Origin of the sequence: Aquimarina amphilecti (assembly GCF_900109375.1) — a bacterium.
In the GTDB taxonomy this organism is placed as follows: Bacteria; Bacteroidota; Bacteroidia; order Flavobacteriales; family Flavobacteriaceae; genus Aquimarina; species Aquimarina amphilecti.
The window spans coordinates 303,713-325,033 of sequence record NZ_FOAB01000004.1 but is presented as its reverse complement, the minus strand read 5'-3'; the positions used below and the strand labels follow the sequence as shown (position 1 = coordinate 325,033).

The window sequence follows — 21,321 nt, the reverse complement described above, 5'->3', positions numbered from 1 at the left end:
TGTGTAGAAATCAAAAAACAAGTAAAGATGAAATCAATTTATGTAATCACTCTCTTCATATTCTTTCAATATTCTTTTAGTCAAAAAAGCACCTCTGAGTTAAACGGAATTGAAGATGACATAAAGCTATGGATCGAAAAATATCAAGCAGTTGGATTATCTGTAGCGGTAGTAAAGGATAATGAAATTATATACTCAAAAGGCTTTGGATATAGAAATCTAAAAGAACAATTACCCGTAACAGAAAACACTGTTTTCCCAATTGGTTCGACAACCAAAGCATTTACTGGTTCACTTTTGGGCATCCTAGCATCCCAAAACAAAGTTTCATTTAAAGATAAACCTGCTAAGTACATTCCAGATTTTGAATTCTACAATGATAAGATGAATAATTTAATTGCTATTGAAGACTTACTAAGCCATAAAAGTGGGATTGGAAATCAAGGTACATCAGAAGTGTTTTTCCCTGAAAAAAACAAACTCAAAGTAGTCCAACGATTAAAGTATCTAAAACCAGAAGGTGAAATTAAAAACAGTTTCGAGTACAGTAATATGGGATATACGTTAGCTGGGACAATAGTTGAACAGATAACAAAGAAAAGTTGGGATACCAATATCCACGAAATGATATTCAAACCTTTATCTATGAATAATTCATACACCAAACTCGAAGAAATCAGTAAATCTGATAATTATTCCTTACCCTATGGTTTATATAATAAAAACATAGAGCAAGTAAAGTTCGAGATATACAATTCTATCAGTCCAGCTGGAGCAATAAAAAGTACCGTAAGCGATCTATCAAACTGGATGTTAACTTGGATAAACAATGGAACTTTTGAAAACAATGAAGTTATCCCAAAAGCTTATGTTAAGCAGGCAACAAGGCTTCAAAACATCAAAAATGGAGATTATGAAAGTGATTCTTTTTTACACGGAGATGGATTTGGATGGCGTCTAAAATCTAGCTATGGTCATTATAGAATAGACCATGGTGGTAATACATTTGGGTTTAGTTCTTCCTTAGTAATGTTTCCTTTTGAAAAAATAGGCATCGTAGTGCTTAGTAATCAAGATAATTCTTTGTTACCGCACCTTATAGCGGATATCATTACAAGAAAATTATTTAACATCGATCCTGAGTCAGCATACCCAGTGAAAATAAAAGAAATTTTCAAACCACTTCCCTATCAATCATTTAATAAAGAGAAAATGCCGACCCACCCTTTGGATAATTTTTGTGGAATATTTGAAGCAAAAGGATATGGACGTATTAAAGTTATCATAGAAAATGAAAAATTATACGCGGTATTACCTAAATATAAATTCCAGTTACAGCATACACATCACAACTCATTCTTTTTTAAACCGACCAAAAATTTTAAAGACGTTTTTAGTCCTCAATTCGATTTAAAGTTTATCGATGATCTGAACGGAGATATCTCCGGTTTACAATTATTCTCGCAAAAAGAACCTATTACATTTAAAAAGCACTAAAATCATAAATTAAAATCTTATGAAAACCATATATATAAAATGTATTCTTATAATAATACTACTAATACAACCAATATTAATAAATGCACAGTCCATACGAGCCATAGATTCAGAAAAAATAACATCTATTTTAGAATCTCATTTCGATAAAAAAAATCCAGGTGGAGCTTTTGCTATAATACAAAAGGGTAAAGTTACATTCAAAAAAACAATGGGATTGGCTAATGTAGAATATCAAATACCTATTGCGGATACAACAGTTTTTAATATTGCTTCCAATTCTAAGCAAATGACCTCATTATTAACTTTAATCTTACAAGGAGAAGGAAAGTTATCCATTAATGATGACATCCGAGATTATTTACCAGAACTTAAAGAGCTTCCTTATAAAGTTACCATTAAACAATTAATGAATCATACACACGGATTGCCTAATGTTGATGAACTTGCCCAAATAAAAGGAATCAAAAAAATGACCTATGAAGAGGTTATAACTATGTTATTTAATATAAGACAATTTAATTTTAAGCCAGGAAATGATTATCAGTATAACAACACAGGTTTTGTTTTACTTTCGAAAATCATTACCAATGTAGGCGAAAAAACGTTTCAAGAACAGCTCAAAGAAAAAGTATTTGATCCATTTGGAATGGATTATAGCCAAGCTGTAGACAACTACAATCAGGTAATTCCACATAAAGCATATTCTTATACTTCTATAGAAAATAATATTATAAATAATTCTGTAAAAATTAGCACGATAGGATCTTCTGGAGTATATGCTAGCTTAAATGATTTAATAGTTTGGGCTAAAAATTTTACAAGAAAAAATTCTAAATATCAAAAACATTTCAAACGAATGCAGAAAGAAACTATTCTAAATAACAATAGAGTTATAGAATATGGTCTAGGAATTCAGTTTGAAAATTATAAAGGCATTGATATTGTATTCCATGGCGGAGGAACGGAAGGTTATAGATCTTATATTTTACACGCTCCAAAACATGATTTATCATTAATCTTCTTATCCAATGCTGGAGGATTATCAGGGTATGAAATCATATATGATTCCTTAGAAATACTACTAAAAGATAATTTAATAAATAAAAAAGAGCCATCATACAAGGGTGACTTATCCTCTTATGAAGGAATTTATGAATTAAATGCTAGTACATATTATAATATTTGGGAAGAGGATAATTCATTATACTTTGGAACTCATGGAACATCCGAAAAAATAATGCTCCCTAAAACAGGAAAAAACGTGTTTGATTTTGTTTTACCTTATTCTAAATTGATCTTTAATGAGGATAGTTTAGACTTGCGTTTCCTAGATTTTTCTTTCAGGGCTAAAAAAGTAGATCTTCCAACCATAGATAACTCTAATATTGATCTTACCAAATACATAGGCATCTACAAAAACAAAGATCATAATGCAATCTATGAACTTACGATTATTGATAACAAACTAATTGTAAAACACACTATAAACGGAACCTTTTCACTCAACATATATTCTGAATCTATGATGAATGTAATAAATAGCTACTTTGGTAAAATCGACTTTATCTTTAATTCTGAAGGAGAAGTTCTTGGATTTAATTTATCAAGGCAAAACCTAGTCGGGCAATTTTTTGAAAAAAAAGACTGATCATTGCTAACACTGTACTTCTTTACATTCAATTACAAAAACTAAAACATGAGACATCTATTTTCTATATTCTTACTAATACTCTTTTCTTGTAATAATGCAACAGATACATCTACTAACACTATCCCAAAAAACGAAGTATCTAAAATTCATAAGGACACTACACTAAAGAGAAAATTAGAATTAATTGGAATTGAAGATCAAACACTAAGACTCATCCTTCCGGATATAACAAAAAAATTTGATGTTTTATAAATTCTTCTCAATTACTAAAATATAAACTTAAATAAAACTAGAGTCTAAAATCTGTAACTAAAGATTTCATCTAAAGTCTTTAGTTATATCCATAATTCCGATAAACTATGAGAAAAATAATTTCATTACTCGTTATAACCATAGCACTTACAAGTTGTACAAATAACAAAAACATCTCTGAGGAAGATAAAAAACAGATCATATCAGAACTAAATGAAATTGAAATACTTGACCAAAAATACGCTGGTATACCTCCGGCTGATTTAAGAGAATTGCACGGCTACAAAAAGGCTTGGGAGATTTTTGAACACCAAAGAGATAGTGTTGCGATAATAAATCAACAAAAAATTAAAACACTATTTAAAAAATATGGCTATCTCGGAGAGCGAAAAGTTGGACAAGAAGCTTCAACAAGTTTTTGGCTTCCAATTCAGCACGCAGACAACGATGTCCAGTTTCAACAAAAAATGCTGAAAGCGATGGAGAAAGAAATTAAAAACGGAAGTAATGACAAATATTGTTATGCGATGTTAGAAGATAGGATTCAAGTTAATTTAAACAAACCTCAACGTTTTGGCACTCAACTAACATACAATAAAAATGGACAAGCGATACCAAAAAATGGTTTGCTAGATTCTACAAATATAGATAGCCTAAGAAAAGAATATGCTCTTCCTGCTTTTAAGGAATATTATAATGAAATGACAAAGTCACATTTTGAAATGAACAAACAAATGTTTCTTGACAAAGGAATTACAACACCTCAGTTATATAAATAAAACGTAACGATATGCAATAATAGTAGTTCAATGATGATTATCAAATCTTGTAGAAACATTACTTATTTCAACAATTAACATTTTAAAGAGTATATTACAAAGTGTTGAACATGAATTAATACTATAATGCAGGTAATCTTAGGTGCAAATGGAATAATTGGAGAGGAATTAGCCAAAGAATTACGATCGAATTATACAAAAGAAATTAAACTTGTTGGACGAAATCCTAAAAAGGTACACACCAATGACATCTTATTCAAAGGTGACTTGTTAAAAGAAAAAGATGTTGATAAAGCTTTAGAAAATGCTAAAACTGCTTATTTAACTGTAGGACTTCCTTATCAATCTAAAATTTGGTTAAGAGATTGGCCTATAATCATGAAGAATGTAATAGCAGCTTGCAAAACAAATAACTGTAAACTTGTCTACTTCGATAACACATATGCATATCCGCAAGACAGCAAAATTCAAAAAGAAAACACTCCTCTACAACCAAAAGGTAAAAAAGGAGAAGCAAAAAAAATAGCAGTAGAATTTTTATTAAATGCAATTAAGAAAAAAGAAGTTAATGCGGTAATATGCAGAGCACCTGAGTTTTATGGCCCAAATAAAACAAAAGGAATAACGAATACACTTATTTTTGATGCATTAAAAGCTAATAAAACACCTAAAGTATTTCTAAAAGATAATGTCTTAAGAACTTTAATTTATACCCCTGATGCCAGTAAGGCAATGGCTTTAATTGGAAATACTCCAGAAACATATGGTCAGACTTGGCATCTTCCTTGCGATGATAATCGACTAACATATAAAGGAATTATTGAACAAATCTCGATACAACTAGATAGAAAAATTGAGTATAATGTCTTAGGGTCCCTAATTTTAAACATAGGATCAATTTTTAATCAAAACATAAGAGAAACTAAGGAATTATTACCTCGTTATAAGATTGATAATATTTTTGATTCCTCTAAATTCAAAAATAGATTTCCTGATTTCAAAATAACTTCTTATCAAAAAGGTATTAGCACAATAATTGAAGATTATAAAATCAAATAATGTTTAGTTTACTATAAAACATAAAGCTTATTTTCCTATTAGATTAATTTATTAAATGTTAATTGTAAATCTAAAGTGTAACATTCTTTAAGTTACTAAATCTTTAAAAATGAACACTTAATATCTAACTCAATGAGAATAACTACTGTCATAATTTTAATATTTTTGCAATTATATTCTATAAATGCACAGACGTCTTTAAAAGAAATCAACTTAGATCAAGGTCAATATAAAGTAGGTTTTAAACATTATATAACTACTGATAGTACAAGAACATACCAAATCAAAAATGAGTTCAATAACCAGTTTACGCATAGACCAATCCATATTAGCATGTGGTATCCAGCTAGCATTGATAACAAAAACTCAAAACAATTATCTGTTTTAAATTATTTAGAAATTCTAAAGGAAGAGGAAGAATGGAATAATTTACCAAACTCGTTTTTGTTGGATTGGTTTTCTTACTTATCGAATACGCCACAAAACCAAGCCCATCTTTCAGAAAAAGTAAATGCCTTCACCAATACCCGTTCTTTAAAAGAAATAGTTCCGGTTATTATTTATGCTCCTAGTTATGAAGCCTCTTCTATCGAAAACTTTACATTATTCGAATATCTAGCAAGCAATGGTTTTGTTGTAATATCAAGCCCATCAAGAGGAACAGATACTAGATTGTTAGAAGGAGGAACTACAAAAGACTTGGAAACACAATCAAAAGATGTAGAATTCCTTTTAAAAGAAATACATAAATATGAAAATATTGACCCTGATAAGATAGCGCTTATGGGCTTTAGTTTTGGTGGATTATCCAATGTGATAACAGCTATGAAAAACAGGAACATTAAAGCAGTAGTTAGTCTAGATGGTACTGAAAGATATCGGTACACTGTTCTAGAAAAATCTCCATATTTTAATTTAGATAAATTTGATATTCCCTATATACATTTTGCTCAAAAAGAAATTCCTGAAAAAGTTCTTATTAGCGATAAAATCCCAGCCGAATTGAATTATGAATTTCAATTATATGATTCCCTTAAATATAGTCCTCGCTATAGGTATAAATTTCATGACCTTTCTCATTCTTATTTTAGTTCCTTTGGAGTATTATTTACCAATAGAGATAAAAGGCAAGATAAAAATGATAAAAAAATCATGTATTCTTATAAATTACTATCAGAACAAACACTACTTTTTTTAAATGCTACTTTAAAAAACAATCCGGACGCGAAAATATTGATTGAAGAAGATTTTACTAAAAATAGCAGCTCGAAAAATCTGATTTCAAGAAAAAAGAAAAAACCTATCCAGAAAGTATTTGACTATATGAATTTTAATGATATAGCACTCCACAATGATTATCGAAACCTAATTTCACTTTATAAAAAAACAATAATAAAACATCCAAAACTTAAGCTAGAAGAAGGTATGCTAAATACACTAGGACTTAAGTTATCATTTAATCCTATAAAAATAGAACAAGGTATAAACTTGTTTTTATTAGCGCTGTACTTATATCCAACATCCGCTAATTTATATGATAGCTTAGCAGAAGCTTATCTTTATAAAAAAGATTACAAAAATGCTATTGCAAGTTTTAAAAAATCATTAGAACTGAATCCCGAAAATCAAAATGCAATCGATAAACTGAAACAATTAGAAAATGAAGAATAATAAATCCAAACGAAACTATTCTTAAGTAAAAATAGTGCGACAAACGATTAATATAAAAAGTAACTTAAAAAAATGAATTACAATAATAAATCATTTCGTCCTATACAAAACTCTAAAAATGCAGAAACAACAAAAGAGACTATTTTCGAATACAAACAGAAAGGTAAAGTTCTGACCTCAGAATATAGTGGAGGTCAAATTCGAAAAGGACATCTAATAGGCTTAGTTGATGAAAATGGAAATATTGAAATGCGTTATCATCAAATAAACAATAAAGGAGAACTAATGACTGGAATCTGTTTTTCTAAACCTGAAATATTAGCAAATGGAAAAATCCGTCTTCACGAAACTTGGGAATGGACATCTGGGGATAAATCTAAAGGGAAATCAACTTTAGAAGAAATCTAAAAATATCAAAATATGATCTACTTATAATAAATCTGATTTTTTATTATAAATACACAAAAACAAGGTAACATTTTCCTCTATAAAGATACTTATAGTAAACCTTGTAATATCCCATGAAAAAAACAATCATATTATTGACCATCGTTCTAACTTCTGGCTTAACTCAAGCGCAGTTTATAAAACAAAAATCTATCAATGCCCAAATTGGTTACGGACTGAGTGCACCCTATAACAGTGTTGATCAAGTCGTTAATAATGGTTTTTTTATACAAGGAGAATTTGTATTAAAAATTACTTCTTGGGTTGAGCTCAAACCTTATGCAGGTTTTATTTCGACGAACTCAGATGGAAAAGATTTAAATGATAATCCAACTGATGAAAAAGCTGAAACAAAAGCCTTCTTACTTGGAGGAAAAGCAAGATTAAGAGCACCAATTCCTTGGGTAGCTCCCTATGCTGAGATTGGAATAGGAACTTCGATTGGAAAATTTGAAACAATAACAGCATTTGATAACATTGATAAAAGCGGTATTATTTATCACATCCCGTTTTCTTTTGGATTAGAATTAGGAAAAAATCATAATATTGATCTCGGGTTTGCTTATTATTTTCAGCCAACTGTCCAACAATATGTTGGAGCACTAAGCCTTGGAATTACGTTTCCTCTAAACTAAAAAGAACAGTAAATCATTATTAATAATTGATTACTTTTTTTAAAATATTTAGAAGTTTACTAATCCTTTGTGTTTGCAAGGTTAAAAATTAATCCATCGAGATTAGGATAAAAAAGGTATTAGAATAGTTTACATATTATCTAAACCTTAAAAAAAACATATCCTGTAAGGATTTATCATAATTAAAATAATAAACGTAATTTTCCTGAAAAGATATAATATGAATGCCCGAATTAAGCTAGTTTCCCTAGCTCTTATAACTACGTTTTCTCTTACTCAGTGCACTCTCAATAATAAAAAAAACACTAATGAAAATGTTAAAATTTCGGTCACTGACACTATAAAAATTGAAAAATTCAAAAACTATTATGCCTCAGGGAACCTTAAATCCGAAGGACAACTTATTAATAAAGAAAAAACCGGAGAGTGGATTTCATACTATGAAAATGGAGAACAAGAGTCTATAAGAAATTACAAAAACGATCTACTAGATGGATATCAAAAAATTGATTATTCGCAGGTTTTATATATGGAAGGATCTTATAAAGAAGGTATAAAAATTGGGGAATGGAAAAGTTATTTTAAGAAAAATAAGAAGCTAAAATATCTAAGACATTTTGATAATAAAGGAAGAGCGACTGGAGAATGGAAAAACTATTATGATAGCGGTGAACTTATAAATATTGAAAATTATTCGAACGGTTCACAAAATGGGAAACAAGTTGAATATTTCAAAAATGGAAATATAAGTAAGGTTGGAGAAAAACAAAATGGTAAAGAAAATGGAGTCTGGAAATATTACTACGATAATGGAACACTACGATGCGAGAGAGAATTTAAAAATGGTGTGGACCACGGAAAGTACGTTGAATACTTTAAAAATAGTAAGATTTATAAAATAGGCGCTAAACAAAATTTTAAAAAAGTTGGAACGTGGAAGACCTATGACAAACAAGGAGATTTAGTGGAAACTGTTTCTTACAATAATTAATATTACATATACCGAATACAAATTAATGTGTGAATTCAATTTAAATCTTTTTAATCTTATTATAATAGCTTCTGTATTTATAGGAACTACATTTGGACTATTATTAATTCTTACAAGACGCATAAACAAAAAAGCCAATGTATTACTTGGAATACTAACCTTTATAATCGTTTTATGGAATATTTGGATATTAAGTTTAGATTTTCAAATAACTAATTACATACCATATTTTTATTTAATACCACTGAATTATTCTTTAGCTCTTGGGCCATTATTATATCTATATGTAAAAAAAACAACGAACTTTAGTTATCATATTTCTAAAAAAGATATCCTTCATTTTTTACCTTTAGTAATAGAACTTGCAGTACACCTTATGATTAGTCGTGATGCACTTGCTAATAATATTATTGGTGTAGAGACTAATACATACCTTCAATTGATGCCTGTTATACAATTTTTTGCTATTGTATCTATTATAACTTACTCTATATATGCGCTAAAAAAAATTAAAAGGTATCACACGTGGTTAAACAAAAATTACAGCAATAATGATGCATATAGCTTAAGGTGGCTATATCGATTAATTATCATATTTGCCATACTTTGGTTCTTATGGACACCTTACACTATTATAGATTATGTACTATTTAATTTCCAGTTAGGACTAGCTGATTATTATCCAATTTACGTGTTATTATCAATTGTTACTATTTGGATTAGTGCTGAAGCTTTTTTAAGACCAGAAGTAATTTTATTGGAAACCAATAGGAATAATAATAATGAGAAAGAAAAGCCATCCGAAGAAATCTTAAAAAAAGCATCTTGGTTAAAAGAGCAAATGATAACCAATCGTTTTTACCTTAATTCAGAATTGACATTAAAATCCTTAGCTGAAAATCTGGATATGCATCCCAATATTTTATCTAAAGTGATCAATGATGGTTTAGATAAAAATTTCTCCGATTTTATAAATGAATATCGTGTAAACGCTATCATAAAAAAAATGAATAGTGATGACTATGATCACATAACGTTATTAGGTTTATCTTTTGAATGTGGCTTTAATTCAAAAACAACTTTTAATAGAGTATTTAAAAATATCAAAGGAGTTACCCCACTACAGTATAAGAAATCAATAAAAAACAATGCTGGTCATTCTTAAATGAGTCCCAATATATAATATGGAGCTTTTGGAAGTCCCGATAAGTCTATGTTTGTGGAATAATTCAATTATCAATCAAATATAAAATCAAAAATGAAATCAAATTATTTAGTACTTATTATTTGCTTACTAATAGCTTGTAATACTAGTAAAAGTTCGACCCTAGAAAATTCTCAAACAAGAGAAAGTGAAAGCCTACATTTTTCTAAAGTTGACTTCAAAAAAAGTAACCTTACATCGAATAACTATGTCAATAGTTTTACTCTAAACAAGGATGCTTTTCTGAACATCCACTTTACTTTAGAACAACCTCTTATAGAGAGCCTCAAATTATTGGCTCCTAACCTATCTCAAGATCAATTATTAAACAATGGGAATTTTCAATTTTCATTCTTAGTCGATGGTAAAAAAGTTCACGTAGAAAATCTAAATAAAGGTGCAGGAACTCTAGATGCTAAAACGACCAAACTTAAATATATGGTTCCTTTACTCTATCCTGAACAGATTGATTTTTGGGGTTGGTTCATGTGGTTAAGGTTCATGAAATTAAGTGGTGGACAAGATATATTGACAGAAGGCAATCATTCCTTAACAATCGAAGTTAGACCCTATTTAAAACAAGAAACAGTAAAAGTAGGTGCTGTTTTAGCTAAAGGGACTATTTCCATCAAAGTAGCTAAAATCCAAGTAGATGAAAACCTAATACCTGTTCAAAAAATCCAATCAAATAGTGGTTGGGAAGTATCGAAAGATAGTTTCGATAATCGCAAAATAGAAGCGTTAAATAGAAAAATCGCTGAAAAAAGATTTGAAAACATTAATGGGATCATAGTTATAAAAGAAAATAAACTTCTAATAGAAGAATATTTTAATGGCGAACATAGAAATAGTCTACACGATTCTAGGTCTGTAGGAAAATCATTTGCTTCTACAATGTTAGGAATTGCTATACAGGATGATTTCATAAACAATGAGAAGGTTTTTCTAAAAGATTTTTACAATTTAAAATCCTTTAAAAATTATAGCAAAAAGAAAGATTCAGTAACCCTAAAATCTCTTCTAACAATGAGTTCAGGATTTCTTGGAGATGATAACGATTATAGTAGTCCAGGAAATGAAGAAAACATGTATCCAACAGATAACTGGGTTAAATTCTCATTAGATTTACCGATGAAAAAAAGCAAAAAAATAGAAACAGATTTCACTTATTTTACCGCAGGAGTAGTTATTTTAGGTGATATTATTCATAAATCTGTTCCTGATGGATTAGTTTCTTATGCGGATAAAAAACTTTTTAAACCACTTAATATCACTAATTATAAATGGCAACATACTCCTCAAAAAGTTGGTAATACCGCGGGAGGAATACAACTAAGAGCCATTGACTTTGCAAAATATGGACAACTATACAAAAACAAGGGTACATGGAATGGTAAACAAATTATAACCAAAAAGTGGGTAGAGAAAAGTTTATCAAAACAAGTGTCACAAGCAGCTGCAGGTATAAAAGATGGGTATTATGGATACCTTTTCTGGAATAAAACATATAATGTTAATGGAAAAGACTATGAGGTTTCTTTTTGTAGTGGTAGAGGCGGAAACAAAATTTTTATATGTAAAGACATTCCTTATGTAATAGTTATAACTTCTTCTGCATATAACAATCCTAACGCGCATCCTAATGCAGACAAAATAATGAAAGAATATATATTACCAGCGATAATTAATTAATAAATAACAGAATTAATTATTGACAATATATAAGAACATAAGACGGTTTATTATAAGTCCTTAAGTCTTTAATAATCCACTAAGTTAACTTACTTCTAATGGTCATTAATGAAAAATAACCTATTATATTTATAGTTAACTTAGTGCCGAGTTAAAGTAACATATATGTCACCGTCTTATGCTTCATTAAAAAAATCGAATTTAAACTGAGACAATAAATTTTAGCTACACAGCATTAATTATATTTACATCAGGAATATGATCCAACTATTTCGCAAAAAAAATAAAAAACCAGATGTAGTCATTGAAATTCGAAAAGATCAATTATTGATCAATGAACATATAGTTACATTACCAATCGATTGGAAGACGTTAGCTACTTATTTTAATGTCGAATATGTAATGAAAGGAAATGAAATCTACTGGAAGGACTTTGGCATTAGTACAAATCCACATAAAAACGGGAGAACCAATCATATTTCTCTACATACCGGTTATAATCCTATGGAGACTAGTTCCAAATCAGAACAAAAACCTTTTTTTAAAGGTAAAATTATTGTGGACGGTGTAGAGATTAATAAAAGGAATTTCAAAAAAATTGAAATGCGGAAATATGAGGTGAAAAGTTTCACATATACTGGCAAAAAAAATCCTTGTTTAATCAGTATTTCATACAATCAAATATTTGATAAAGAATATGTAAAACCTGTACTCACAAAAGACTCGTATATCATAAAACCATTACAAGAAAAACAGATTGAATTTAGCGATTTTGGTTTCAAATTATCGATTATTCAAGAGTTAATGTATACTAAAGAATTACTAACTCCCAAATTTGATCTTTACGATTTTGTCAATTGGTATGATAAAAGAGAAATTGACATAGAAGAAGAAGGTTACGAACCAATAACTGAAGTCACTCAATATTTTAAAGACTTACCGATTCCAAAAACTATGGCATCTAAAATAACGGAGATATATCAAGATGGTGGAAATGACATTTATCTACAATTACTAAGGTTTGGTGAAGGTTGGGAAGAATATTGGGATATCGAAACAGCAATAGATGCAAAACAGTTCCCTAACTTAAAAAAAGCAGTGCTATGTTATGCTAAAGAACCTGTATTAGAAGAACTAAACAATATGGGAATCAAGGCAGAATGGATATAATTAATGTAGCTTTAATCCGTTCATTGAAAACCTCAAGATTATTATTATATAATACTACTTTTAATGGAAAAAAAACATCGTGTAAATAAAACTAGTAGTGATGAATTATTCCCACCACTGATTTCAGCAAAAGAATTGAGTACAATTTTGGGGCAAGATAACATCAAAGTTTTTGATGTAAGAGGAATTTGGGGAACAAACCCTAAGCCTTTATTTGATGAATATAAAGTTGAACATATTCCTACAGCAAGTTTTCTCGACTGGAGAAAAGAGTTTATAGAAACGGACATTGTACCTAGTCTAGCACAAATATCCTCTTTTACAGAGGCTAAACAATCTTTTATAGACCTAGGAATTAATAAAAGAGACACAGTAATCCTTTATGATAACTACAATCACATGTTTGCCGGTAGAATTTGGTGGGCTATGCGTTATTGGGGTTTCGATAATGTTCGTGTTTTAAATGGAGGTTTTAAAAATTGGAAAATTAAAAACCTACCAGTTTCACAAGAAATACCAAATACACTAAAAGGTACATTTGAACCAATAGCTCAAGAACACTTAAGGAGGTCTCTAGAAGATTTTATAGTTGACAAAGAGTATTCTTGTGTTTTGGATGGACGTGGTATTAACGGATATAACGGAAAACCAGAAGATCCGCGTACAGGTCATATTCCTGGAGCTATTAGTGCCTCGTATGATTCATTTATAGACAAAAACACAGGACTTTTTATTCGACCAGAAGAAATTAAAACACTATTAAATAAGACGGTTCCAAACTGGCAAACTGAGAAAATAATTTGTTCTTGCGGAGCTGGTTATTCGGGTACCGTAGCAATGTTGGCGTTGGCGCAAATAGGAGTTGAATCTAGTTTATTTGATGGATCATTTAATGTATGGAAACAAGATCCTGATAGACCTATAGTACAATCTTTTTAAGAATATACTACACTTGTTGCTCACGTGGCCATTTCCATGCATACCAAACAATCAGGATGGTAATTATACTTTCTAAAAACGCAAGAAAAACATAAAAACTAGACCATTCAGTTAAAGAACCCAGTCCTATTACTATCATCATTAATGAAAACAGTATCCCGAAGAAAATATTTAGTATTCGATTTATTTTTGCGTTCAAGATGATTGAACCAGCTACCATAACCGAAGGAACTGCCAATATTATAGAAGCTATTAATAATTTATTGGGGCTATCTAGAACATTTTTACCCGTAATTAAACTATCTATTTTACCAGGAGTATATAGTTCAAAATAATCTCCATACAAGTAGCAAAAAGTTACTGAAGCCCATAAAGCAGCGAGTTTAATTTTAATGTCTATTTTTTTATCTTCTAACATATCTATTTACGTTTTATCATTCTTATTAAAGTACCTTTATTAAATAAGACGTAAATTTTATCCAAATGGTTGCCTCAGCTTTTTAAACATCCATTTTTAAGATACTGATTAACATCTAACATCTAATTGCAAGTATTTACGTGTTGTTCTAAATCTCAGTCTCCCCTATTTATAGGTATATTATTTTATTATTCTTAAGATTTACCAACGCAAAAAGATATCACTACCCAAAACAAGTACCTTATAACTTTACAAAAAACAGATTAGCAGCGTATACTTAGTCAATAATTAAAATGAATTTATTGATATATTCTCAAGCAACATAAGTTTTGAACTAAAAAAATAGTTCAAACTAAATAATTAGTTCTATATTTGAATTCATTTAATTTATGAAAGATGAAATATCTAAACCTAATTTTAAGCCTTTTTGTTACTATCTCTTTATTCTCACAAACAAACTCAGAGTATCAAACACCTTCTAAACAGCAGTTAGACTCATTAAAAACCAAATTAGAGATCATATTTATGAAAGATCAAACTTTCAGACGTATTTATATTGAAGCAGAAAATAAACTTGGAAAAGATTCTGATGCATATGAGTATTTCTGGGAAGTGGTTGAGGCTCAGGATAAGGTTCTTGAAAAAGAAGTTACAAATATCATAGATAATTATGGGTGGTTAGGGATTTCCCAAGTTGGTAGATTAGCTAATGGCACACAATGGAGTGTTTTACAGCATGGTTCTATTTCTTCTAAAGAAAAATATGCACCATTACTTAAAGCTTCTATATTAAAAAAAGAATCTCAGCCCGCTCACTATGCCAGACTGATAGATAGAATGCTTATAAATTCTAATAAACCTCAAATTTATGGAACTCAAATAGATTACAATTCGGAAAAGGGTCCCACCTTCTTTCCTATAGAAAAACCAGAATATATTAATCAGAAAAGAAAAGAAATCGGATTAGAAAAGATCCAGAGTTTTGCTAAAAAGAAAGGTGTCGAATGGAATATCAATCAAAAAGAAAAATAATTAGTATCTACTACGAAATAAGAAACTTCTACAACCAAACTCTATAATTCTAAAATAATATTCCAAATTTTATAAACGACATCTAATTTGTAGGGAAAAAAGTAAGACGGTATGCTATTAAACGAAAATTAAAGCAACTTATCGAAAATACAGAATAATATGGAAAAAATACAGTTATTTAGGTAACAATAACACTCGTAAAAGCACTAATCTATAGAACCTAAAATCAACCATTGCTTATGGCACTTCAATCAAAATTAGATATCTATATCGGAGATACGCCTATCACTTCATTCAAAACATTTTCTCTTAAACAAAAAATTACAGAACACCATGATTTCGAATTGGTGTGTAGAACAGATGTCTTAGAACAACTATCTGGAGAAATGGTATCTCAGACTAAGAATTTCTTAGGAGAATCATTTGTGGTACAGATAAAAGCTTTAGGATTTGTAGGTGGGTATAAAGAATTAGCATTCAAGGGAATTGTGACTTCTGTAAATAGTACCAAAGGATTTCAAAACAGTACTGGTGACAGTGTCGTAATTTCTGGTAAAAGTAGTTCTATCATAGCGGATGATGGCCCACATTATGCATCTCATAATGATGTTCCTCTATCTGATATTTTACAGAAAACATTTCAGGGATACGACACATCCATGTTAACTCTTTCTTTTGATCCTACCAAAACAGATGCATTGCATTATAGCGTACAACAAAATGAAAGTTCTTATGAATATGCAACTCGTCTTGCCGCCCAATACAGTGAATGGTTTTATTATAATGGGAGTACATTGGTTTTTGGGAAAACTAAATATGATACAGTTCCATTATCCTACGGAGTAGACTTACAGGAATTTTCTTTAGAATTGGCTCCAAAACCTAATAAGTATAAATACTTTACCAATGATTATTTAACAGATGAACAACATGAGAAATCCACGGTAGATGTAGATACAGGTGTTAATGGATATAATCAGTTTACCAATGATAAAAGCGAAAGTATATTTTCTAAAGAAACTGCGGTTTACATTAACTCTTATGACGACGCAAAACTAAAACAACGTCTCGATACTCATGTTATCCAACAGAAAAAGGCTGCCGTAGTAAACCAAGTAATTATAAAGGGAAAAAGTGATAATCCTGGTGTTAATTTAGGAGATGTAGTAACAATACAAGATGATATGACAGGGTATGGTTCATTTAGAATCATTAAAGTTACGCACGCTGCCTCAGAAAACGGAAAATATTATAATGAATTCGAAGGAATTACTGCAGAGTTAGATGTATATCCTAATACAGATATGATGGCGTTTCCAAAAAGTGAAACTCAAGTTGCTACAGTAATGGAAAATGTTGATCCAGATGGATTGAGTAGAATTCGTGTTCAGTTTCCTTGGCAAAAACCGTATGGAGAACTAACACCATGGTTACGCGTTGTTTCTCCGCATGCGGGTGGTGAAAAAGGATTCCATTTTATCCCTGAAAAAGGAGAAGAGGTTCTTATTGGTTTCGAAGGAGGAAATGCAGAACGACCATATGTAATGGGTAGTATGTATACTGGTTCAGCACAACCAGGAGCTTTTCAGAGTGATGCAAATGATATTAAGGCAATTCAATCTAGAAGTGGTACAAAATTAGTATTAGATGATAAAGAAGGTTCTACAACCATTACAGATCAAGGAACCGCTGGCATAAAACTAGATGGAAAAGGAGTCGCAGTAACAAATGCACAAGAAAGGAATGAAGTTAATATAGGAGACAAATCATCTCTTTTTATTATGGATAAAGATGGAAACATTGTTTTTGAAGGTAAAAAACAATTCCAAATTATAATAGGTGAAAGTTCTTTGATTATGGACAAAGAAGGAAACATCGCTATTAATGGTAAAAATATTATTATTAATGGTAAAGAAAGTCTGGATAATAGATCCAGTGGTAGTCAGGTACTGTTAAATGACAATGCTAAAGTAACAGGAAGTAAAGTAGATATTAATTAATTTTTAGCGTTTATTGCTATGTCAGCACCTAAAAAAAGAAGAAGCTTTTTGCTTGCCGATGAAGAAACTAAATCATCAGCCATTACAAATAAAAAAGTCAAATTATCAGGAGAACGACTTAAATATAGAACTGTTCAGACAAATTCTACTAAGATAGAAGATGAAATTAGAAGTCACTCAGAATTAAAAAAGCAGTATAATATAGACCTAAACCTTCCTGAAAATCGAGTAGCAGTACTTCTTAATGATCTACACTATGAGTTTATGCCACCGGTAATGGATAAGGTCTATGAATTTGTTTCTAAAACAGAACATATCAGAAATAATATACAGTTTAGTTTAGATACCAATGGTAGATTGGATAAAATACTTAATCGAGAAAAGGTATTTCAGAATTGGACTGATCTAAAAGAGAATGGTCTTAAAGACATTGATTTTATTAAAAGTCTAAAAAAAGATAATCCAGCTCAATATAAAAATATTCTTAGCGAGGGTGATCAACAATTCGCCACTACTAATAATAAACTAGAACTGGATTATCATAGAGATTTATTGTATTTAGTTTTATTTGACAAGCATATTAAAGCTGTTGATCTAAGTAACATTCCTTCAGAAGAGTATATATATACTTCTCAGTTATTTCCACAAATTCAAGTACCGATGGAAATCAGGTACGATGTAATAGAAGAAAATAATAAATCGATTACCATAAGAAAAGTAGCTGACAGTATACTTGATGATACTTTATTAAAGAAGATAGAAGAGCAATATAATATATTACATAAACCTTTAATAAAATATAGTTTTACAGAATATAAACTTACGTTTAGAACGCGTTATACTGTTGATAAAAAAACTAGAGTTATTAATGATGCCGAATTAACAATCATAGAAGATGTAGAACATAATATCCAGAGCACGTGTAAATATGGTATAAGAAAATTGTAACTAAATGGAACAAAAAGAATTTGAATTTAAAGCATTTATAATTGAAAACTACTATAAAATGTGGTTGATTTTCGCAGTGTTATTACTTGTTATAATTGTTGTTCCAGGTTTTTTATTAGCAGATTATTTTTTACCTGAAAATACTGCAAACACATCATTAATTTCTCAGTTATTAGTTCTTGCAATGATAGGAATTCCCTTAATGATATTATTATTTACTATTATAAATGGTATATTTTTTAAGAAGCTACATATTTCTTTAGGAAAAGGAATCAAAATAAAAAGAAATAAAAAAGTTCTATATCAACTTAACAAAGATGAAATAACCAAAATTATAATAAAAAGTAATGATGATAAAACACTCCAGAACAGGTTTAGAACTTTAGAAATCAATACGAATCAAGATAAAAAAATTAAAATTATAAGTAGAGATAAAAATCAAGAAGGTGTTTTTAATGATTTTTTAAAGTCATATATCTTGTATTATAATTTGAATAAAGATCACGCCCAAAAAGTATCTATAAATACTTTAGGTGACTATAAATTAATTTTTGATCTTAAAAATTAGTTGAACTATGAGTAGTTATTTACCACAAAAAACTTTTGCAGTTTGTACTATGCAAATGAGTCCAACAAAAGGACAACTTTTAGCAGATGAGGGAGCAAGAAAATTATCTGTTATTCATTCTAAAAAAGATGCTGTTCTATTAACAAAAGTAGATTTAGTATTAATGAACGATTTTGGTTGCCAAAATAAATGGCAAGGACCTGCGGTAAAAGCTGGTTTCTTCGCAGGGTTAGTTGCAGGAATAGCTATAGCAGCAGCAGTTGCTTTTAGTGTTTGTACTTTTGGTGTGGGTGCAATAATAATTGGTGCTTGTGCAGTTGCCGCTGCTGCATACACTTATTCAGCTGCTAAATCAAATAGTACAAAATGTAATAGTTTATTAACAGCCTGGCAAAATCCTCACCCTACTGTCAAGTTTGATCAAATAGAAGCTGTAACCCAAACTTCTTTCATTACTTGTGGTGCCGGCGGAATGATTCAACCTTTTATTAGTCAATCGGCAGCAAATTCTGCAGCTAAGAGAATAGCTTGGGCTAATCGAGGAGAGGTTGGTCTATCTGGTGTTATTTCTTTTATGTTTGGTACTGCAATTGGATACGCCGGCGCTTCTACAGGAATTGGCGCATTTGCAGGAGGATCTTCTATGTTAGGCGCTACAGGGTCTGGATTGTTAGCTGTTGGAAAAGAAGCATTAATAGGAATGGGAGGTGCTTACTTAGTTTACGCTCCAATAGCCCATGGTGAAAAAAAAGGTATGCGTAATTGGTTTAAAAGTGATACAGGAGACACTACCTACGATCGACTTATAGCAAATCAAGAAAGTATAGAGCAACCAGATTGGTTCGAGTTTACTTATAATTCGGCGGATGATGATTATAACCCTACGGCACTTGGCAAACCTGCAGGAGAAACATTTGATAGATCGATAGAACTATTCAGAATAAATCAAAATGATAGATATATAGAGCGTATGATGAATGTGGAGGGTACAAAAGCAGAACAGCGCGCAGCAAGAGAAGCAATTGCTAAAGAAATGTCAAAAACCAAATCTGGAGCAGAAGCCGTAAGAGAAATGCGAAGAAAAGGTAGTGGAGAAATTTTACCAAGAACAAAAACACAAACAAAAGGAAATAGAGCCACTTCAGCTCATAGAAGCAATGCCCGAACAGCAAGATCTCAGGCAATATGGGGAACAAAAAACAAAGGATATTCTAATGGAATGGCTTTTAATGGTGTTGCTTTAATGTTACCCTTATTGGTAACTCCTTTAGATGAATATACAATAAAAGCAGCAGCAGATTTTGCCGAGGAAGATATTGCCAATGGTAGTTCTATATCTTCAACCACTCATTAGATATGTAAATATTTAATTTGATGCCTATTTAATGTTTACAAAAAACAATCTAAATTCACTTATTAAGATAGGATATGGTTGTAGTACTCTAATAGGAAGTTTATTATTAATACTAGTTCTTATATCCATCTTTTCTGACAGCCTCAACTTTAACTTTAAGCTGCTTTATCTTATAATTCCAATGATAATATATATGGTATACCTAAAGGTTATCGTCGAAAAGTATTATATCAAATTAGTAAATAAAGAAATCTCTAGTTGGCAAGAAATCTCTTTAAAAATAGATAAAGTGATAACTACGGAAGTTCTTAAAAAAGTTTTTAACTATTATGGTATGGGTGCAAATGTTTATGAATACTATATCACTTTTTTCAACGAAGAACTTGCTAAACACATAACAATTAGCTCCATAGGCTACAAGCCTACATATGATATCATATCTAACTGGAAAAACAGAAAGATTACTGTTTTTATGAACACCGAAAATATACATAAGAAATATAATTATAATGAAAAGAAGAAAATAAGCAATGTAAAAATTTTCAGGTTTGTAAGAGACCGCCATAACTTAGAAACAACATACACACAAAGTGTTCACGAGTTTGTTGCTAATAAAAGGCAATTAGAAGGTCTTTTGATAATTTTCGCACCACTATTTATAAGTTTTTTCTTTATCTATCTAATAATTCAATTATGAAAACGATACGATTACTAATTTTAAGTTTAACTTTTTTTATTACCAGTTGCTCAGAATCTATAACTACTACTGTAGCCATACAAGCCTGCCAATGCATTGAAAGTAATTCTAATAAAGATGCTAAAGTTTGTACTAATGAAGTTATTACAGCTAATAAAGAAGCTCTAGAAAATGAATATCAAGATCAAGGCTTTCCAGTATTAAATAAAAAAAATGAAGTTCATCCGTTTTATTTTCAGTTGATATATATGACAATGCTACAAGATGAATGTCCTGAACTAACTACTGGTAAATAAAAACTTATCCTAAATGTT

21 protein-coding genes are annotated in these 21,321 nt (G+C 30.1%); 20 read left to right on the top strand and 1 reads right to left on the bottom strand.

Going from position 1 to position 21,321, the window contains the following annotated elements:
* The first annotated feature begins 27 nt into the window (after window positions 1-27).
* From BMY33_RS12105 to BMY33_RS12045, 13 genes are all read left to right on the top strand, one after another.
* Window positions 28-1,497 carry a serine hydrolase gene (locus BMY33_RS12105; RefSeq protein WP_091408761.1) on the top strand — a complete coding sequence of 490 codons (1,470 nt, stop codon included), beginning with the start codon at window positions 28-30 and terminating at the stop codon, window positions 1,495-1,497.
* A 19-nt stretch (window positions 1,498-1,516) separates the two neighbouring features.
* The gene (locus BMY33_RS12100; RefSeq protein WP_091408759.1) at window positions 1,517-3,148 is read left to right on the top strand and encodes a serine hydrolase domain-containing protein; all 1,632 of its coding nucleotides are present in this window, start codon (window positions 1,517-1,519) and stop codon (window positions 3,146-3,148) included.
* A gap of 48 nt (window positions 3,149-3,196) precedes the next feature.
* Window positions 3,197-3,403: a hypothetical protein gene (locus tag BMY33_RS12095; RefSeq protein WP_091408757.1), complete on the top strand. Its 207-nt coding sequence runs from the start codon at window positions 3,197-3,199 to the stop codon at window positions 3,401-3,403.
* A 107-nt stretch (window positions 3,404-3,510) separates the two neighbouring features.
* Window positions 3,511-4,182, top strand: a complete 672-nt coding sequence (locus BMY33_RS12090; protein ID WP_091408755.1) for a DUF6624 domain-containing protein — start codon at window positions 3,511-3,513, stop codon at window positions 4,180-4,182.
* Window positions 4,183-4,308: 126 nt separating this feature from the next.
* Window positions 4,309-5,241: an NAD-dependent epimerase/dehydratase family protein gene (locus BMY33_RS12085; RefSeq protein WP_091408752.1), complete on the top strand. Its 933-nt coding sequence runs from the start codon at window positions 4,309-4,311 to the stop codon at window positions 5,239-5,241.
* Between the two features lie 132 nt (window positions 5,242-5,373).
* Window positions 5,374-6,912, top strand: a complete 1,539-nt coding sequence (locus BMY33_RS12080) for a tetratricopeptide repeat protein (protein ID WP_091408750.1) — start codon at window positions 5,374-5,376, stop codon at window positions 6,910-6,912.
* Between the two features lie 72 nt (window positions 6,913-6,984).
* Window positions 6,985-7,320, top strand: a complete 336-nt coding sequence (locus BMY33_RS12075; RefSeq protein ID WP_091408748.1) for an avidin-fold protein — start codon at window positions 6,985-6,987, stop codon at window positions 7,318-7,320.
* Window positions 7,321-7,433: 113 nt separating this feature from the next.
* Complete coding sequence (locus BMY33_RS12070; RefSeq protein WP_091408745.1) at window positions 7,434-7,994, top strand: outer membrane beta-barrel protein; 561 nt, start codon at window positions 7,434-7,436, stop codon at window positions 7,992-7,994.
* A 220-nt stretch (window positions 7,995-8,214) separates the two neighbouring features.
* Complete coding sequence (locus tag BMY33_RS12065; protein ID WP_091408743.1) at window positions 8,215-8,985, top strand: toxin-antitoxin system YwqK family antitoxin; 771 nt, start codon at window positions 8,215-8,217, stop codon at window positions 8,983-8,985.
* Window positions 8,986-9,010: 25 nt separating this feature from the next.
* Complete coding sequence (locus BMY33_RS12060; RefSeq protein ID WP_091408741.1) at window positions 9,011-10,150, top strand: helix-turn-helix domain-containing protein; 1,140 nt, start codon at window positions 9,011-9,013, stop codon at window positions 10,148-10,150.
* A gap of 93 nt (window positions 10,151-10,243) precedes the next feature.
* Window positions 10,244-11,881, top strand: coding sequence for a serine hydrolase domain-containing protein (locus BMY33_RS12055; RefSeq protein WP_091408738.1), 1,638 nt, complete (start codon window positions 10,244-10,246; stop codon window positions 11,879-11,881).
* A gap of 258 nt (window positions 11,882-12,139) precedes the next feature.
* Window positions 12,140-13,051 carry a DUF6892 domain-containing protein gene (locus tag BMY33_RS12050; RefSeq protein ID WP_091408736.1) on the top strand — a complete coding sequence of 304 codons (912 nt, stop codon included), beginning with the start codon at window positions 12,140-12,142 and terminating at the stop codon, window positions 13,049-13,051.
* A 63-nt stretch (window positions 13,052-13,114) separates the two neighbouring features.
* A complete protein-coding gene (locus BMY33_RS12045; RefSeq protein WP_091408734.1) occupies window positions 13,115-13,990 on the top strand; it encodes a sulfurtransferase in 876 nt (291 codons plus the stop codon).
* A 7-nt stretch (window positions 13,991-13,997) separates the two neighbouring features.
* Here the strand turns inward: BMY33_RS12045 and BMY33_RS12040 are convergent, their stop codons facing one another.
* Window positions 13,998-14,408, bottom strand: a complete 411-nt coding sequence (locus BMY33_RS12040; protein WP_091408731.1) for a DUF6326 family protein — start codon at window positions 14,406-14,408, stop codon at window positions 13,998-14,000.
* 396 nt (window positions 14,409-14,804) lie between these two features.
* Between BMY33_RS12040 and BMY33_RS12035 the strand changes: the two genes are divergently transcribed.
* The 7 genes from BMY33_RS12035 (at window position 14,805) to BMY33_RS12005 (ending at window position 21,303) form a co-directional block, all read left to right on the top strand.
* Window positions 14,805-15,440, top strand: coding sequence for a DUF6624 domain-containing protein (locus tag BMY33_RS12035; protein WP_091408728.1), 636 nt, complete (start codon window positions 14,805-14,807; stop codon window positions 15,438-15,440).
* A gap of 239 nt (window positions 15,441-15,679) precedes the next feature.
* Entirely contained in the window at window positions 15,680-17,440 is a 1,761-nt protein-coding gene (locus tag BMY33_RS12030; protein ID WP_091408725.1) for a type VI secretion system Vgr family protein, read from the top strand.
* A gap of 18 nt (window positions 17,441-17,458) precedes the next feature.
* A complete protein-coding gene (locus BMY33_RS12025) occupies window positions 17,459-18,388 on the top strand; it encodes a hypothetical protein (protein WP_091408723.1) in 930 nt (309 codons plus the stop codon).
* Window positions 18,389-18,392: 4 nt separating this feature from the next.
* Entirely contained in the window at window positions 18,393-18,956 is a 564-nt protein-coding gene (locus BMY33_RS12020) for a YjgN family protein (RefSeq protein ID WP_091408721.1), read from the top strand.
* Between the two features lie 7 nt (window positions 18,957-18,963).
* Complete coding sequence (locus BMY33_RS12015) at window positions 18,964-20,310, top strand: DUF4280 domain-containing protein (RefSeq protein ID WP_091408719.1); 1,347 nt, start codon at window positions 18,964-18,966, stop codon at window positions 20,308-20,310.
* Window positions 20,311-20,503: 193 nt separating this feature from the next.
* A complete protein-coding gene (locus BMY33_RS12010; RefSeq protein ID WP_139195646.1) occupies window positions 20,504-21,007 on the top strand; it encodes a hypothetical protein in 504 nt (167 codons plus the stop codon).
* Entirely contained in the window at window positions 21,004-21,303 is a 300-nt protein-coding gene (locus tag BMY33_RS12005) for a hypothetical protein (RefSeq protein WP_091408715.1), read from the top strand. The genes BMY33_RS12010 and BMY33_RS12005 overlap by 4 nt, the downstream gene beginning before the upstream one ends.
* The last annotated feature ends 18 nt before the right edge of the window (window positions 21,304-21,321 follow it).